The organism is Clostridium tagluense, from assembly GCF_003865095.1.
Lineage (GTDB): Bacteria > Bacillota > Clostridia > Clostridiales > Clostridiaceae > Clostridium_AD > Clostridium_AD tagluense.
Map to the genome: position 1 here is coordinate 80,743 of NZ_BHYK01000018.1, position 17,155 is coordinate 97,897.

Annotated in this window: 15 protein-coding genes and 3 riboswitches; of the genes, 8 read left to right on the plus strand and 7 right to left on the minus strand. The window is 32.4% G+C overall.

Going from position 1 to position 17,155, the window contains the following annotated elements:
• Window positions 1–3: 3 nt before the first annotated feature.
• From hypE to Ctaglu_RS15650, 8 genes are all read left to right on the plus strand, one after another.
• Complete coding sequence (gene hypE / locus Ctaglu_RS15615; protein ID WP_125003336.1) at window positions 4–1,011, plus strand: hydrogenase expression/formation protein HypE; 1,008 nt, start codon at window positions 4–6, stop codon at window positions 1,009–1,011.
• 138 nt (window positions 1,012–1,149) lie between these two features.
• Entirely contained in the window at window positions 1,150–1,983 is an 834-nt protein-coding gene (locus Ctaglu_RS15620) for a hydrogenase small subunit (protein WP_125003338.1), read from the plus strand.
• A 68-nt stretch (window positions 1,984–2,051) separates the two neighbouring features.
• Complete coding sequence (locus Ctaglu_RS15625) at window positions 2,052–3,452, plus strand: nickel-dependent hydrogenase large subunit (RefSeq protein ID WP_125003340.1); 1,401 nt, start codon at window positions 2,052–2,054, stop codon at window positions 3,450–3,452.
• A gap of 102 nt (window positions 3,453–3,554) precedes the next feature.
• A complete protein-coding gene (hypB, locus tag Ctaglu_RS15630) occupies window positions 3,555–4,223 on the plus strand; it encodes a hydrogenase nickel incorporation protein HypB (RefSeq protein ID WP_125003342.1) in 669 nt (222 codons plus the stop codon).
• Window positions 4,224–4,482: 259 nt separating this feature from the next.
• Window positions 4,483–4,576: riboswitch (NiCo riboswitch) on the plus strand.
• Window positions 4,577–4,686: 110 nt separating this feature from the next.
• Window positions 4,687–7,260 (plus strand): cation-translocating P-type ATPase, encoded by a 2,574-nt coding sequence (locus Ctaglu_RS15635; protein WP_125003344.1) that lies wholly within the window; start codon window positions 4,687–4,689, stop codon window positions 7,258–7,260.
• A 533-nt stretch (window positions 7,261–7,793) separates the two neighbouring features.
• A complete protein-coding gene (locus Ctaglu_RS15640; RefSeq protein WP_125003346.1) occupies window positions 7,794–8,363 on the plus strand; it encodes a hypothetical protein in 570 nt (189 codons plus the stop codon).
• A gap of 50 nt (window positions 8,364–8,413) precedes the next feature.
• Window positions 8,414–9,106 carry a response regulator transcription factor gene (locus tag Ctaglu_RS15645; protein ID WP_125003348.1) on the plus strand — a complete coding sequence of 231 codons (693 nt, stop codon included), beginning with the start codon at window positions 8,414–8,416 and terminating at the stop codon, window positions 9,104–9,106.
• Window positions 9,084–11,276, plus strand: coding sequence for a histidine kinase dimerization/phospho-acceptor domain-containing protein (locus Ctaglu_RS15650; protein WP_307720497.1), 2,193 nt, complete (start codon window positions 9,084–9,086; stop codon window positions 11,274–11,276). Before Ctaglu_RS15645 ends, Ctaglu_RS15650 begins: the two co-directional genes overlap by 23 nt.
• Window positions 11,277–11,354: 78 nt before the next feature.
• Here Ctaglu_RS15650 and Ctaglu_RS15655 read toward each other — a convergent pair whose 3' ends face one another.
• The 7 genes from Ctaglu_RS15655 to Ctaglu_RS25950 all read right to left on the minus strand — a co-directional run bounded on the left by Ctaglu_RS15655 (window position 11,355) and on the right by Ctaglu_RS25950 (window position 16,427).
• Window positions 11,355–12,299, minus strand: coding sequence for an ABC transporter permease (locus Ctaglu_RS15655; protein ID WP_125003368.1), 945 nt, complete (start codon window positions 12,297–12,299; stop codon window positions 11,355–11,357).
• 1 nt (window position 12,300) lies between these two features.
• Entirely contained in the window at window positions 12,301–13,221 is a 921-nt protein-coding gene (locus Ctaglu_RS15660; RefSeq protein WP_125003350.1) for an ABC transporter ATP-binding protein, read from the minus strand.
• Between the two features lie 44 nt (window positions 13,222–13,265).
• A complete protein-coding gene (locus tag Ctaglu_RS15665) occupies window positions 13,266–14,018 on the minus strand; it encodes a hypothetical protein (protein WP_125003352.1) in 753 nt (250 codons plus the stop codon).
• A complete protein-coding gene (locus Ctaglu_RS15670) occupies window positions 14,018–14,713 on the minus strand; it encodes an ABC transporter ATP-binding protein (RefSeq protein WP_125003354.1) in 696 nt (231 codons plus the stop codon). The genes Ctaglu_RS15665 and Ctaglu_RS15670 overlap by 1 nt, the downstream gene beginning before the upstream one ends.
• Window positions 14,706–15,083 (minus strand): GntR family transcriptional regulator, encoded by a 378-nt coding sequence (locus Ctaglu_RS15675; protein ID WP_125003356.1) that lies wholly within the window; start codon window positions 15,081–15,083, stop codon window positions 14,706–14,708. The genes Ctaglu_RS15670 and Ctaglu_RS15675 overlap by 8 nt, the downstream gene beginning before the upstream one ends.
• Window positions 15,084–15,216: 133 nt before the next feature.
• On the minus strand, window positions 15,217–15,552 hold the full coding sequence (locus tag Ctaglu_RS25945; RefSeq protein WP_233439809.1) for a zinc-binding metallopeptidase family protein: 336 nt from the start codon (window positions 15,550–15,552) through the stop codon (window positions 15,217–15,219).
• Window positions 15,553–15,641: 89 nt separating this feature from the next.
• Window positions 15,642–16,427: an amidohydrolase gene (locus Ctaglu_RS25950; protein ID WP_233439810.1), complete on the minus strand. Its 786-nt coding sequence runs from the start codon at window positions 16,425–16,427 to the stop codon at window positions 15,642–15,644.
• A gap of 148 nt (window positions 16,428–16,575) precedes the next feature.
• A riboswitch (SAM riboswitch) is annotated at window positions 16,576–16,679 on the minus strand.
• Between the two features lie 155 nt (window positions 16,680–16,834).
• A riboswitch (SAM riboswitch) is annotated at window positions 16,835–16,946 on the plus strand.
• Window positions 16,947–17,155 lie beyond the last annotated feature (209 nt).

Consider the following 17,155-nt stretch of genomic DNA (forward strand, 5'->3'; position numbering starts at 1 on the left):
TAGATGATTGGCACTATAACTCTAAGTGACGGAAGTGGCGGTTTGCAATCGAATAAATTGATTAATGAAGTGTTTTTCAAATATTTTGGTAATGATATTTTAAATCAAATGAATGATGCAGCTCAAGTAGATATAGATTTTGCGAGACTTGCTTTTACTACTGATTCTTTTGTAGTAAATCCAATATTTTTTAATGGCGGCAATATTGGTAAATTAGCAGTTTGTGGCACTGTAAATGACCTTGCCGTAAGTGGAGCAAAACCACTTTACATAACAACCGCTTTTATCATTGAAGAGGGCTTTTCAATCAAAAAATTAGAAGAAATTGTGAAGTCTATGGCAGGAGTAGCTAATGAAGCGGGTGTAAAAATTGTAGCTGGAGACACAAAGGTTGTGGAAAAAGGAAGTGTGGATGGAATTTTTATTAACACTTCTGGTATTGGCAGGATTTATGACAATGTTAATATTAATTGTGCCAATGCACAAGTGGGAGATGTCATTATAATAAATGGTACATTAGGTGACCATGGAATGACAATAATGTGTGAAAGAAATAAATTCATTTTTGAAGGGAATTTAAAAAGTGATTGTGCATGCCTTAATTCCTTAGTAGACACAATGATTGAAGCTTATGACGGGATCCATGTTATTCGTGATGCCACAAGAGGTGGGGTAGCAGCCGTGCTTAATGAAATTAGTGAGTTTAGCAATGTAACTATAGCTCTTGAAGAAAATAATTTACCTTTAAAAGAAGAAGTAAAAGGTGTTACTGAGATGCTGGGACTCGATCCATTATATATTGCTAATGAAGGAAAACTTTGTGCTTTTGTGCCGGGAGCCTACGCTGAAAAGGTACTGAGTGTAATGAGAAAACACCCACTAGGGACTGATGCTGTAATTATCGGAAAAGTTACGCACGAATTAGGACAAAAGGTTTATTTAAACACAGTAGTAGGTGGAAAAAGGTTGGTTGATATGCCATCTGGAATTCAGCTTCCAAGAATATGTTAAATTTTATAAAAGTTGAGCCAGGGATTATGTTAATCTCTGGTCTTATTTATTTTGATTATGATTATTAAGAGTTAAATACTGCATAATGAAAAGAATTTTTCAATATACATTAATGAAAGATAGATAGGAGGGAGTATTTTGCCTGAAAGAAGACTTATAAAAAATGCTATAGATGAAATTCATAAGGGTGAGGAAAAAAAAATTAACTTTATATGGATGGAGGCTAATGGTTGTATGGGAAATATAATTTCTTTTCTTAATGCAGATCAACCAGATGTTCTTTATTTCCTACAAGAAATGGTTGATTTAAAATTTAGCCCTAGCCTTATGCAAGCAGAAGGCGAAGTTGCCTATGAAAAATTTTTAGAAGTTTTAAATACAGATTTTATATTAGGAGTAGAAGGTGCACTAACTAACATAGATGAGGGCTTCTATAATACATTTTCAACATATAAGGGGAGGCGGATACCTACAGCGGAAGCAATCAATTTAGCAGCACAGAAAGCAAAAGCAATAATAGCTATTGGAACTTGTGCTTCATTTGGAGGAATATCTGCAGCTAGACCTAATCCAACAGGATGCATAAGTCTAGGGGAGTTTCTTGGAAAGGAAGTAATAAATATTCCAGGCTGTCCAGCAAATCCTCTTTGGGTTATGGGAACTGTAGCTAGCATTATTCTTTATAAAAAGATTGAAATAGATGAGAAGGGCCGCCCAGTAATGTTTTTTAAAGAAACCAACCACAATAATTGTCCAAGACGTTCATATTTTGATAATAAAATATTTGCAGGGAAGCTAGGAGAAAAAGAGTGCATGATAAAGCTTGGATGCAAAGGACCTATTACAAAGGCGTACTGTCCACTTGGATTATGGAATTCGAGAATTAATTGGCCAGTAGAAGCGAGTACTCCTTGTATAGGTTGTGCTAGTGAATTTTTCCCGGATGGTACAGAACCATTTGTTAAGTACTAAAGGTGATTAAAAGCCATAGTTAGATAACAATTGATAGTTCAAATATATTCTAGAGTGAGGTGATTGTGGTGACTACCAAAATAACTATAGATCCTATAACTAGAATTATGGGGCCTTTAAGCATAGAAGTAGAAATCAAGAAAAATAAAATAGTTGATGCTAAAAGCAGTGGGATTCAGTTTAGAGGCTTTGAAAAGATGTTAATAGGACGGTTTCCATTAGATGCAGTATATTTTACTGAAAGAATATGTGGTATATGTTCTACGTCACATGGATTAGTAGCAAGCTTGGCATTAGAGGATGCCCTAAAGATAAAACCGAATGAGAATGGGGTAAAAATAAGAAATTTTGCGCATGGGGCTGAGTATCTTCAGAATATCATAAGGCAAATTTGTATTTTTGTGTTTCCTGATTATGTAAACATAACAATAGTTCCAGGAAATTCAGACTATGATTTAAGGCTTTCCAACAAGTACACAGAAAAAATAAATAAAGATTATGTAAAGGCACTAGAATGTAGTCGCCTTGCTCATGAAATTATAGCTCTTATAGGGGGGAAAGTACCACACAATCATGGTGTATTTGTGGGTGGAACCACTGCAAACATGGATGCTTCTAAAATTATAAGAATGAGATCTATACTACAATCCATCAGTGAATTTATGTGCGAAAATATGGTTGAGGCTATAAATATTATAGCCCATTATTATCCAGAGTATTTTAAAATTGGTGGTGGAACAAAAAATCTTTTAACCTATGGATTATTTCATGATTTGAATAATAAAGAAATAGAGTATGTACAACCTTCAAGTTATATTGATGGTGAGATAGCTACTTTAGATGCAAAAGCAATAACAGAGAGTTCAGCATTTTCTTGGTATAAGGATTCGAAAGCTAGTGAAGTGCCAGCAAATGCTCCCTCTGAAATGGATATTAAAAAGCCCGGGGCATACACCTTTATTAAGGCTCCTAGGTATAGTGGTAAAGTCGTACAGGTTGGGCCACTTGCTCGTATGATTTTATCAGGTTCCTACAGAAATAGTATATCTACCATGGATAGGCTAATGGCAAGGGTACTCGAGGGGAAAAAACTTTGCGAAAAAATGCTTATAATACTTGATGAAATAGATCCTATACCAGCAGTACAGGAAAAATATATTATTCCAGAGAGTGCACAGGGAGTAGGACTTTGTGATGCTGTTAGGGGAGCTCTCGGGCATTGGACTACTATAGAAAAAGGGGTTATAAAGAATTGTGATATAGTAACTCCTACTGCTTGGAATCTTTCACCAATAGACGAGAGGATGCAGCATGGAGCTCTTGAGAGTGCGCTTATCGGTACTGAAATCCAAAATCTTAAGAATCCTATAGAGATAGGTCGCACCGTGCGCTCCTTTGATCCTTGTATATCTTGCGCTACCCATGTTAATACAGAATATGGTGAGCCTTTCTATATAAATATTACTTAATACATTTAATTAAAATAACTATAATGATTCTGATTATTTAAATTTAAAGATTCTTAGGAATATATGAGCTATATTTATATACAATAGAAGGAGAATAATGAAATGAGTGAAATCAAGATTAATATTAATATGCTAAATACTAATGAAGAAATCCATGCGGAAAATAAAAACCTTTTCGATGAGGAGGGCATATTTGTTATAAATCTAATGAGTGCTCCAGGGTCTGGTAAAACCTCTATACTTGAAAAGTTAATTCCAAGGCTTAAAGATAGATTAAATATGGCGGTAATTGAAGGAGACTTATATACCACTAAAGATGCAGAGAGAATTGAAGCCACGGGGGTAACCGTAGTACAAATTAATACTGGTGGACCTTGTTATTTAGATGGAGGAATGGTAAGAGAAGCATCATTGAATTTTGATTTAAGAGAAATAGATCTTATTATTGTAGAAAATGTGGGATGTTTAGTATCCCCAGCTGAATTTGAAATTGGTGAGGATATAAAGCTTTGCGTGCTCAGTGTGACAGAAGGAAATGATAAGCCTTTAAAATATCCACTAATGTTTGAAAAAAGCACAGCAATAATTTTGAATAAGATAGATTTAATAGAGTTTACAGATTTTAAAAAAGATGATTTTTACAAAGATATTAAAATAATAAATGAAAAGACAAAGATTTTTGAAACCTCTTGCACAAAAAACCAAGGAATAGAAGAATTAAGTGAATGGATTTTGAAAGAAGCAAAGATAAAAATAAGTAGCCACATATAAATTTTTTAAGGCCGATTTATAGCAGTAATGTTTTATATGAAGGGGGGAGTAGTTCTGACTATTTAATTATAGTTATTTAAAATTGTGATATCTTAATAAATTAGGAAACAATGTACTACATATCTATTACTTATCTAATTAGATATTTAACTATAACAAAGATTCTTATATTATTGGTTTGATATTATAATTTAAATATTGACATGTATTAGATGGTATGGTAAGTTTAAAAAGATCTCTTTGCACTGCATACAATTTTACAGTACAAACTGAGCAGGCGATGAACTTGTAAAAAAGTTCGTGGGGCTGGGCCTTAATGGCAACAGGATAAATTATATACCTGTGGGACAGTTTATGTTCTACGGGTTTTTTTATACCCATTTCTAGAGCAACGCTGAAGATTGCAATGCCATGGAGTTATACTAAATATGCTTTAAATAAGCAAAAATGGGGGTAACTACTTATGACAGAAAAACAAATCAAAGAACTACAAGGACTTACTACGACGGAAGCAAAGAAGATTCAAGAAAGATTGGGCAAGAATGAGCTGGTGGCTAAGAAAAAGGAAAGCTTTTTACACAAGATTTTGAAAGTCATTAGAGAGCCGATGTTTCTACTCTTAATTGTTGCAGCTGTAATCTATTTTATTCTAGGAGAACCTAAGGATGGAGCTATCATGCTTGTTTTCGTTTTTGGAATTATTAGTATTGAGGTAATTCAAGAATGGAAAACTGATAAAACTTTAAATGCATTAAAAGATTTATCAGCTCCTCATATCACAGTATTTAGAGACGGAATTGAAAAAGTAATCAATAGCTTCGATTTAGTGCCTGGCGACATAATGTATATTGCTGAAGGTGTTAAGGTACCTGCCGATGGTGTAGTTTTAAGAGCAAGCACCCTTTGTATTGATGAATCATCTCTTACGGGAGAGGCGGAGGGTGTATGGAAGATTAATACAGAGAACAGGGATACTACTAGTACTGATTATTGGCGTAGTGATTATTGTTACACAGGAACCCTTGTTACACAAGGTACTGGTACTATATTAATAGACAAAATAGGAGCAATAACTGAATATGGAAAAATAGGACAAAATATTATGGCTGCCCCTGATAATCCAACACCACTTCAAAAACAAACTGGGAAGTTAGTGAAACTATGTGCAGGAATTGCAGCTGTTCTATTTGTTTTTGTTGGAGTTGTTACGTATTTTAATATACCAGATCACATCTTTCGCGATAGAGTTATAGAAAGTATTTTATCAGGAGTAACTCTTGCTATGGCTATGATACCAGAAGAATTCCCAGTTATTTTAACAGTATTTTTATCAATGGGCGCATGGAGGCTTGCTAAAAATCAATCACTTGTTAGAAAATTGCCATCAGTCGAAACCTTAGGTGCTGTTTCCGTTCTTTGTGTTGATAAAACAGGCACAATAACGATGAACAAAATGACAGTTACAGATACTTCCAGTTTAACAAGTGATGAAAAAAGATTGACTATTATTATGGGTATGGGTTGTAAATCAGATGCCTATGATCCAATGGAAAAGGCCATGGTATCCTATTGTGAAGAACAAGGAATCACAAGAGAAATTCTATTTGGTGGAGAGCTAATTAAAGAATATGCATTTACTAATGAAACCAAAATGATGGGTCATGTTTGGAAAAATAACGATAATATTGTAATCGCAGCAAAAGGATCACCCGAGCATATTTTAACGATATGTAACTTAACGGATGATGAGAGAGAGACAGCAGAAACTAAAATATTGGAAATGACTAAGCAGGGACTTAGTGTTATTGCAGTAGGACAGATGATCATAAATAGCACAAATGATATACCTGAAACACTTATAGAATGTGGACTACAACTTTTAGGAATGGTAGGGCTTGTTGATCCCCCAAGGGAATCTGTAAAACAAGATATTGAAACTTGTACAAAGGCCGGTGTTCGTGTTGTGATGATAACAGGAGATAACGGAATAACTGCTAGTTCCATCGCAAAAAAAATTAATATGCCTAACTGCGACAAAATCATTACTGGTGATGAGCTAAATAAAATGAGTGATGAAGAGCTTTGCCTTCGAGTTAAAGATGTAAGTATTTTCTCTAGAGTTATACCTGAGCATAAGATGAGAATAGTTAAGGCTTTTAAGCAAAATGGTGAAATAGTGGCAATGACCGGTGATGGTGTTAATGATGCACCTGCTCTTAAATATGCAGATATTGGTATTGCTATGGGTAAACGTGGTTCAGAAGTATCAAGAGAAGCAGCAGATATAATCTTACTTGATGATAATTTTTCTACAATTGTGGACACTATAAAAGATGGTAGAAGAATTTATGATAACATCAGAAAAGCAGTTGGATATGTATTTACTATTCATATTCCTATCGCATTTGCAGCACTCTTTGCTCCTTTGCTTGGAATAAATCCTGCGAGTCTTTTATTACTTCCACTACATGTTGTTTTACTTGAACTGGTAATTGATCCTACCTGTTCAATTGTATTAGAGCGTCAGCCAGCAGAGCACGATATTATGCAGCGAGCACCCCGTGATCCATTTGAAAAACTGTTAACAGCAAGAATTCTTTTGAAAAGTGTGATACAAGGTTTTGTTATATTTGGAGCATCCTTTGGGACGTATTATGCATTTTTAAATCAATCTCCAGGTAATGCACCTCTAGCAAGGGCAATGGGTCTCACTATTATATTGTTAGCGAATGTGTTATTGGTTCAAGTTAATAGCTCAGATTCTGATTTTGCTATTAAATCATTTAAGAGATTAATGAAGGATAAGGTAATGTGGATAGCTAGTTTAGGAACAATAACTGGGTTATTAGTAATATTATATACCCCTCTGTGTGTCTTTTTAAAGCTTGCACCTCTATCTCTAAATCAGTTTATGCTAGCAGTTGCCATAGCAATAGCATCAGTTGTTTGGTATGAACTTGTAAAAGTTATAAGATATATAAATAAAAATAGATTATCTCAGCAAATTATAATGAATAAAAATAAAAGAGAAGTTTAGTCAGCGGTGAAGGTTATTGCAATTCGAGACATATAATAAAAGGTCGGAGTGAGCGATCACCATAAAGGTGACTGGAACCCTTATTTGGGTATCAGTTTAGGTGATTTTATACTATATTTACTTTACTCATCATTTTAAAGTAAATATATAAATACAAAAAATTACCATGGCATCGCTTTAAAATACATTTAAAGAGGTTGTGTAAATAAAAGCGGTGGCAAATTTATTCTTTGCCACCGCTTTGCCACCGCCCTATAAATTATAATTAAATAGAAATAAATATAATTTAATATAGAAAACCTATCAAACACAGTAAATCAATACTAATAGATATAAGAAAATATAATAAAATTGATATAAATAATGAAAAAATCTAATACAGAACTCGACTTATAGACTTACTTGCAAAAAAAACACTAGCATTTGCTAGTGTTTTTTTGATTTTCTTAATAAATTTGTAAGAATTATGATAAGTATTTTGTAAAAAGTACCATGTATAATTATTTATAGTTAATTATTTGGGGGGATATCAAATGAAAAAAGTAAGCTTAATTATATTTGTTTTAGTAATAACAAGTATGGCAATAATATTTTCAACAAATATTAAGCAATATACAAAAGCAGATAGTCTATATAAAAATGAGAATTTATATAATTTTTTAAAGGATGAAGCAAATAGAAAAGATGTCTATGGTTCTGCCATAGAATTAAATCAAGGCAGTTCAGAAAATACTTGTGTCTATTTTATATCAGAAGTGCTAAGGAAAAACAATTTCATGGTACCTATGGAAACGAGCAATACACAGCAAATGATATCGTTACTTACGAAAAAGGGATTTAAAAAACAAAAGTATTATAAAAATTTAATGCCTGGAGATATATGTTTTACAACAGATGTCAATGGAAAACAAAAGGGATTTCCAACTCATACATATATATTCATGAAATGGGTAAAGGAAGGAAACTATGATTATGCTTATATATGTGATAATCAAGCAAAAGATTATAAGGGACAACTTTATCATATACGGAATATAAATGTTATAGCTAAAGTCAATGGTTTTAATAAAGATGCTTTTGCATTCTTCATGAGAAAGGGGTGATTGTAAAGTTTTTTAATTAAGATATATAATAGGGGGAAGGGGTGATTGTCATGACTAAGTTTAACGTTTTAATTGTAGACGATGAATATGAAATAAGGGAAGCAATAGAAATATATTTAAAAAACGAAGGTGTAACAGTATTTCATGCTATAGATGGTATAGAAGCCTTGGAGGTTTTGAAAGCCGAGGAAGTTCATCTTATATTAATGGATATAATGATGCCTAGAATGGATGGAATTAAAGCTACCTTTAAAATCAGAGAAAGTAAAAATATTCCAATAATAATGCTATCAGCTAAATCAGAAGATAGCGATAAAATACTAGGTCTTAATATAGGTGCAGATGATTATATTACAAAGCCATTTAATCCAATGGAACTTGTAGCTAGAGTTAAATCTCAGCTGAGAAGGTATACGAGCCTTGGCAATTATAAAGAATGTGAGAATGAGATAAATGTACGTGGGCTTATATTAAATAAAGACTCAAAAATGGTAACAGTGGAAGACAAAGAAATGAGTCTTACATCTATTGAATATAAGATATTGGAACTTTTAATGGCAAACAAGGGAAGAGTATTCTCAATTGAAGAAATATATGAAAGAGTTTGGGAAGAAGCCTTTTATAATGGGGAAAATACTGTGTCAGTTCATATAAGGAGAATAAGGGAGAAGATAGAGATAAACCCGAAAGAACCTAAATATTTAAAGGTGGTGTGGGGTATTGGATATAAAATTGAAAAATAAATATGCATATATTACAGCTTTTATTATATGTGTATATATGTTTGGGATCTCAGCATTGTCAGCAAATGACTTTATAAAAAATAGAAAGTATTTAGTAGCGGATCCCTATTTTACTAGCTCAGGGTTTAAAAATGAATTAGTTGGTTATTTTAATAATATACAAGCGCTTAGTGGAGTATATAAAGATTATTCACAGAAATCAGATGATCAAAAGGTTACAAAAGCAGAGTTAGCGTCATCTAAAACCTTGTATGATTCTAACTTGAGAAACAAAGAGGATGAAATAAACAGTAAATATGCTAATGAGATATTAGCAGCAGAAAAAGAAGGTATTAAGGCGACTGTTAGTAGGCTAACAGAGGAAAAAAATAAAGAACTTGATAAATTAAAAAAGGAGAATACAAAAACTTTAGAGGATTTTAAAAAGGAAATAGCTGAATATAAAACTAAAGACTATGAGAATGTTAAAAAAGCTGTAGAGGGAAAAAGTATAATAAAATACTATATAGCAAGAGGGAAAGGCAATGTTATAGATACTAACATTCAAAATGTATCAGATATAGATTTATATGTAAAAAATAATGCTTTGTACAGTATAAAATTTTCTAAGCAAGCATTGACAAATAATAATGGAATTGCGTCAATAAATAAGTGGTTTACTGGAAATTTTGAAAAAGGATATTTTATTATTCCAAAGGATATAGAACCAAGTAGTTATATATATGAAAGTTATATTTATTATAATTCTGTAGGAGAGAGAATTATTAAAGAGATAGTAATAGGCGCTGTATCATTTAGTATAGGACTTTTCATGTTAGTATATATATTATATATACTAAAGAAAAATAATAAAGAAATAGATTTTACTCAGAAATTAACAAAGTGGTACAACAAAGTACCGTTAGACGCGAGGGTATTTATATTTATAATTTACTCTTTTATAATGAGTGTATATTTAAATACAGTGGTATTTTTCTATAAACCATATAGTTTAGGACAACTTCATAAACTTACTATTGTAGCATTTTATATATTCTATTTTATTTTTAATGTAAGGATGGTAGTTAATTTAAAAAGAAATAAAGAGGAGTTTAGAGCAGAGATAAAAAAATGCCTGCTTTATAAATTATCTATTTTTATGAAAGAAAGCCCCATGACTAAAACTACTAAGTTTAAAGTAAGAGGAATTATCATACTTACTTTGCTGGCAGGAGTAGCAATACTAGCGGCATTTATTGCTTTAATGTCCCGCTCAATTGTTATAATAATACCAATAGCATATGTATTTTGCTACCTGTTATTTATAGTGATTTACTCCTTTAATGTAATTAAAGCCTTTGTAAGTATTGTAAAAGGAACAGAGGAAATAGTTTCAGGAAATCTTAATTACACTATAAAAGAAAAGGGGAGGGGTGACCTTTTTGAACTAGCCCATAACATAAATAATATGAAGTCTGGGTTTAAAAAATCCCTTGAAAATGAGATAAAAAGTGAAAGGCTTAAGTCTGAACTCATAACTAATGTCTCTCATGATTTGAAAACTCCACTTACATCCATTATAAATTATGTGGATTTGCTAAAAAAAGAAGATTTATCTAATGAAAAAGCACAAGGGTATATAGATGTATTAGATAGAAAATCTCAGAGACTTAAAATACTTATAGATGATTTATTTGAAGCTTCTAAGATGGCTAGTGGCGCAGTGGAACTTAATATGGAAAAAGTAGATGTAACTGCACTACTTTCGCAAGCCTTAGCAGAGCTTCATGAGAAAATTAATAATTCATCCTTAATATTTAAGTTAAAGGTGCCTAAAGAAAAAGTCTATGCTAATTTAGATGGGAAAAAGACTTGGAGAGTATTTGAAAATCTCATAAATAACATATTAAAATATTCGCTTCCCAGTACTAGAGTATATATTGATTTAGTAGTGGATGATTATAAAATAATTATAACTATGAAAAATATTTCCTCTTATGAAATGGATTTTGACAAAGAAGAAATATTCGAAAGATTTATTAGGGGAGATAAGTCTAGAAATACTGAAGGGTCAGGTCTTGGACTTTCCATTGCTAAGAGCATTTTAGAGCTTCAAGGAGGAAATCTTAGTATTGAAATTGATGGAGACCTATTTAAAGTCAAGTTAACTGTACCATGCTATCAACCATAAGCTTAAGTAAATTGTTCAAGAAAATAGAAACAGAGCTTGTCAGTTTGATGACAAGCTCTGTTTTAAGTAATATAAATATTATGCTACTATATCTCTTTTGGTAAAACCTATATATGAAATAACATTAAAAATTACAAAATAAGCTATAAGTACAATAATTGAAAATCTCATTGTCATTCCTTCAACTAATGGCTGTCCATTAGCATATTGAGTCAAATCCGTATTTGCAAATAAAATATATTTTGCCCAAGTATATTTCATACTGATTAGTCGTGTTATTCCCGGTGCTATAGTTAAAAGAAAAACACCAATTCCTATAGCCATTGAACTGTTACGGAAAACAGAAGAAATCATAAAGGCTAAAGTAACCATCATAAGTAAGTTTATACACTGAAGTCCGTAAATCGACATCATATGTGCTATCATATTAACTTCAGTAACTACTCCACTGGAATTTGTAAGGAATGGTGTAGCTGAACCCTTAAAGCTAAATAATATTCCTCCAAGAAGGAACGACACTATTAAAAGTAGCAAAAGCATTAAAAGAGTATACCCTATAACAGAAATATATTTTGAAAGTAGAATTTTCCAGCGTTTTGAAGGTCTAATTAGTAATAGTTTAATTGTGCCTCCTGAAAACTCATTGGCTACTATTCCACCACCCATTACAATGGCAAAAAGGGCGATTAAAGTTATTAGCATACTGTTTCCCTCTACAAATCCCCATAAGGAGTTACCTTGCACTGGTTGTATATCATTCTTAAGACGATATTCATTAGTTTGTAAATTATTTGTAATGCTATCCTTGTCCTTTTTAGACATTCCTGGCTCAGCCAATGATTTTTTTAGCTCCTGATTTTGAACTGTTATATCTGCTTTCCAATCACTTTTAGGTGCCTGGGTGCCTGTAAATCTAGTTAACAGACCAGCTGCTACTACCAGGAGAACTAATATTCCCATCATTATCCATGTGCTAAGGTGATGTGCAAGCTTCATATTTTCATTACGAACTAAATTTATCATCTTACGCAATTTCATTACCTCCTGTCATTTCTAAGAATTTTGATTCTAAGCTTTGTTGAACTTTGTGAACACCGTAAATTTTAATTCCCTGACTCACAAGTTTTTCAACGAGTTCAGGAACTTTTTCTATATTTTCTTTAATTTCAATTTCTTTGTCATTTATTTTTGGTTTATATTTGTTACTAAGACTTTCTAAATATGCTTTTGCAGTTTCAATTGGAGTAACAGTTAGTGCTATAACTGAATCTACCTCATCTTCAAGCATTTCTTTCATATCCTGGATTCTAACCAGTTTTCCATTTTGAAGTATTCCAACCCTATCGCACATAAGTTCCATTTCTGAAAGCAAGTGACTTGATACAATTACTGCAACATTTTCTTCTCTTGCAAGGGTTCTTAAATGATTACGCAATTCATGAATACCGGCAGGATCTAGTCCATTAGTAGGTTCATCTAGTACCAATAATTTGGGAGAGTTAAGTAGCGCCTGGGCAATCCCTAGTCTTTGACGCATCCCTAGTGAATATGTTTTTATTTTGTTGTGTATTGTTTTTTCAAGGCCCACAATTTTTATAACTTCATCAATACGTTCCTTCTTTATATCTGGGTACATTCGAAAGTAATGAAGGAGATTTTGATAGCCTGTTAAATATTTATACAAATCTGGATTCTCAATAATCCCACCTACTTTAGCAATGGCCTTTTCAAAATCCTTCTCAACATTAATTCCATCAATATACATTTCACCTTTAGTAATAGACATAAGTCCTAAAAGCATTTTAATAGTAGTAGTTTTACCAGCACCATTTGGTCCCAGAAATCCAAACACCTCACCGGAACGTACGTCAAAAGTAAGGTCATCTATTATCACTTTTTTACCGATTTTTTTTGTAACATTCTTAATTTGTACTATAGTTTTCATTTGTATGTTCAACCTCCTGATATTAGTTTTAAATTATTACGAGTTTATGATAGATCTAATTTTTTATCTATTAAATAGGTAGTGCTTAAGAAGAAGCCTACAAAAGTAATTATATCAAATATGGTACTAGCAATATTTAATCTTCCACCTGAAATGGAGAAATCAGAATTAGATGCTCCAAAATTATTAGCTATTGAAGAACCACCAAAGTTAAGTGTTTGAGGAAATATGTTGGTAATTTTAGTAGATAGCCAGCTTAGTGCTATTGATAGTATTATAAAAATTATGAAAGAACCTATTTTCCCTAATTTTTTACCTTTTAAAGCTACTTTGCCAATAACCATGCAGAAGTATATGAAAGTTAAGAAATAAACAAGGCCCCATATATATTGAATTATATAAAATAATACTCCACTGAGCTTGAGATTTCTTAAAAAACTTAAATCTATTTTTTCTGTTACAGTGAAATAAGACATCAAAAAACATACAAAAGAAATTATGCATATTTGAATTAAAGCGGTTATTAGCCTGGATGCTATTATCGATGCACCAGATTGTGGAAGTGTAAATAGTAAGTATCCTTCGTCTCCATATAAGTATCTACTCATAATTTTTAATGAAGATATAAATATTACTATTAGGGCACCGATAGTTAAGCACGCAGATAATCCGGGTACGCCAACACCCCAGGTACCTTTTTTTGTCATAAGGAGTAGACTAGCAATTATAACAGATATACAACTACCAAGTATGGTTAAAAAATTTGATCTTAATTCATATTTTATAAGCTTAAACATTATTGAAATACCTCCCTGTAGAGTTCATCAATTGACTTTTTCTTATCTACTCTTAACTCTTCGGCATTACCTTGTAGTACTACCTTTCCATCAGATATAAACGCTACATCATCGAAAATTCGCTCTATATCATTTACAAGATGTGTAGTAATTATCATAGAACTATTTTCAGTAAAATTATTAACTATAGCATTTAGTATTTGTTCTCTAGTAGTAGGGTCTACGCCACCAAGTGGTTCATCAAGTATATGAAGCTTTGCGGCTCTTGAAAGTACCAAGGTAAGCTTTAATTTTTCCTTCATTCCCTTTGAAAGGCTATTTACACTGCTATTTTCATCAAGTTTCATAAATAGAAGCATTTCCTTTGCTTTTTTTTCATCAAAATCAGAATAAAAGTCCTTAAAATACCTCACAGCATCTTTTACTTTCATCCATTTTAGAAGATACTCATTATCAGGCAAATAGGAAACTATAGATTTTGTATAAACACCAGGCTTTTGACCATCTATAAGTATTTCTCCACTAGACGCATGAAGAATGCCGGCTGCTATTTTTAAAAAGGTAGTTTTACCGCTACCATTAGGGCCAAGAAGTCCTACAATTTTTCCAGGCATTATTTCTAGGTCTACTCCTCGCAAGGCTTTTTTATTTAAGTAGGACTTACATATTCCTTCAGATTTTAATATATTAGTCATTTTGTTTTACCTCCCTAGTTTCATTTGAAATAGATTCAATTATTTCATTAGTAGTAAAACCTAAGCTTTTCATTCTAAGTATAAAGGAATCTATAACTTCCTTTGCCATTTCTTTTTTTAAATTATCTACCATATTTTTCTCCTCCCCAACAAATGTTCCGGTGCCCCTTTGTGTAAAAACAATTCCAAGTCTTTCAAGCTCTTGATAGGATCTTTGAAGTGTATTTGGATTTACCTTCAAATTTATTGCCATTTCCCGTACTGAAGGTAATTTGTCATTTGATTTTAATTTTCCTGTAACGATGTCCATTTTTATAAGGTCCATAATTTGTAGATATATAGGTGTTTTGTCATTAAAGGTTGTATCCATTATTCCATCTCCTTTGAGAAAGTGCATCTATGTTCTAGTGACATATGTTAATAGTACACTAGAACATTAGCAGTGTCAACATGAAAATTAAAATAGTTTTATTATATAGTAGGAAATAAAAAGTAAGGGAAGGTTATTCAGCAGCTAAAGCTCTATGAAATTCATCTGTTATAATTTTAAGCTTATCCTCATAAGCTAACAGGGAAAGCCCGGTAAGTGCTATGGCTTTAGCACCGAGAATCAAAGCCTCATCTCCCTGTTTTGATATTGCTGCATCACAAAATTCACTAGTATGACCCACTAAAGTGTCAGGTCCAATTTTAATAGTTGGCTGAATCGTTGGAACAATATGGCTTATATTTCCTACATCTGAGGAGCCTATTCCTGATTCATTTTGTATATCTAAATCAAATCCTAAAAGTTTCAAGTTTTCTACAAAGATATCATCAAAGGCACTATTTTTAAGCATATTATCTACCTTGTTTTGAAAAGCAATAATATTAACCAAGCAGCCAGTAGCAAGAGCAGCGCCCTTAGCTATATTTTTAACTTTATTTGTTACTTCATCGCAGCCTTTCCGAGTGGAGCTCTAATGAAAAATCTTGCTTTAGCATATTCAGGAACAATATTTGGAGCATCTCCTCCATGAGTTATAATGCCGTGTATACGTGCATCCTTTGTTAAATGCTGTCTTAAGGCATTTATTCCATTAAATAATTGTATAACACCATCTAGTGCATTTATACCTTTTTCAGGACAAGCAGCTGCATGAGCGGGTCTGCCTATAAATTCAAAGTCTAATGTATCTACACATAGTGAATTACCTGTAATGCAAGTTCTGCTTGAAGGATGAGCAATTATACAAGCATCTATGCCTTTAAGTAAACCATGGTTTACAAAGCTTGCCTTTGCACTTCCATTTTCGCCTCCTTCTTCTGCAGGAGTACCTAAAACTACTATTTGACCACCTAACTCATCTATTACCTTTGATAGAGCAATAGCAGCAGCAATACTAGTGGTACCAATAATATTATGACCACAAGCATGACCAAGGTTTGGAAGAGCATCATATTCTGCTAAAAAACCAATAGTTGCACCTTTTTTTTCCTTGGAACACTTTCTCGCTATAAATGAAGTTGCATGACCAGCTACTCCTTTTTCTATAGTAAATCCCTGTTTTTCTAAGGTTTCAATAAGTATACTAGAAGCAAAAAATTCTTGGTTTCCTATTTCAGGTTTTTCATGGATTTTGTGACTTATTTCTACGTAGTTTTTCTTGTTGGCTTCAATGTTTGATAAAACTGCGACTTTTAATTTGTTGATTTTTCCTAAAGTAAATTGCATAAAATCTCCTCCTATTATTTTTTTTGGTATACTAAAAAATAGAATTTTCAATTGCAAAATGATTGTGAAATAAGTAGGTAATTCATTTTAAACAAAAAAACCTCTTCTATGAAAAAAAAGAGGGTTAATTTATAGTTTAAATATAGCCGTCTTATCTTTAAAGAATCATTTTGCTGGAATTGGCACAGTATTCTAAAAGAACCCGCTGCCGAGGTTTCAAAGGGCCAGTCCCTACACCTCTCTTGATAAGAAATTTGTTATTAAGTTGTTTAAAAGTTATAATAAGGCTTTTATTTAATATTGTCAACAGTAAAAATATTTTGATTTTATTGTTGACATTTATAAAAGTAGTAAGTATAATGAACTTCAAGCAATCAAAAATTGCATAAATAAAAATTTAATAATTATTCTTATCGAGAGAAACTGAGGGATTGGCCCGATGAAGTTTCAGCAACCACATGTTATTATTTGCATGTAAGGTGCTAAGTCCATCAGAACATTGCTTCTGAAAGATGAGTGAAGGTACTATTAAAAGTCAACCCTTTTATGGGTTTTTTTATGTATTTATCCTCTTCTTTTTGAAAAGAAGGGGATTTTTTTATGTGCGCCCGGCATGGACGCAATCTAATGGGTGAAAGTCCCTAGCACGGGTTAATAGTGCCAAGTGCATAGCTTAAGACAAGGGTGTCCATGGTGACGTGGAATCTGAAGGAAGTCGGCGGCAAAAC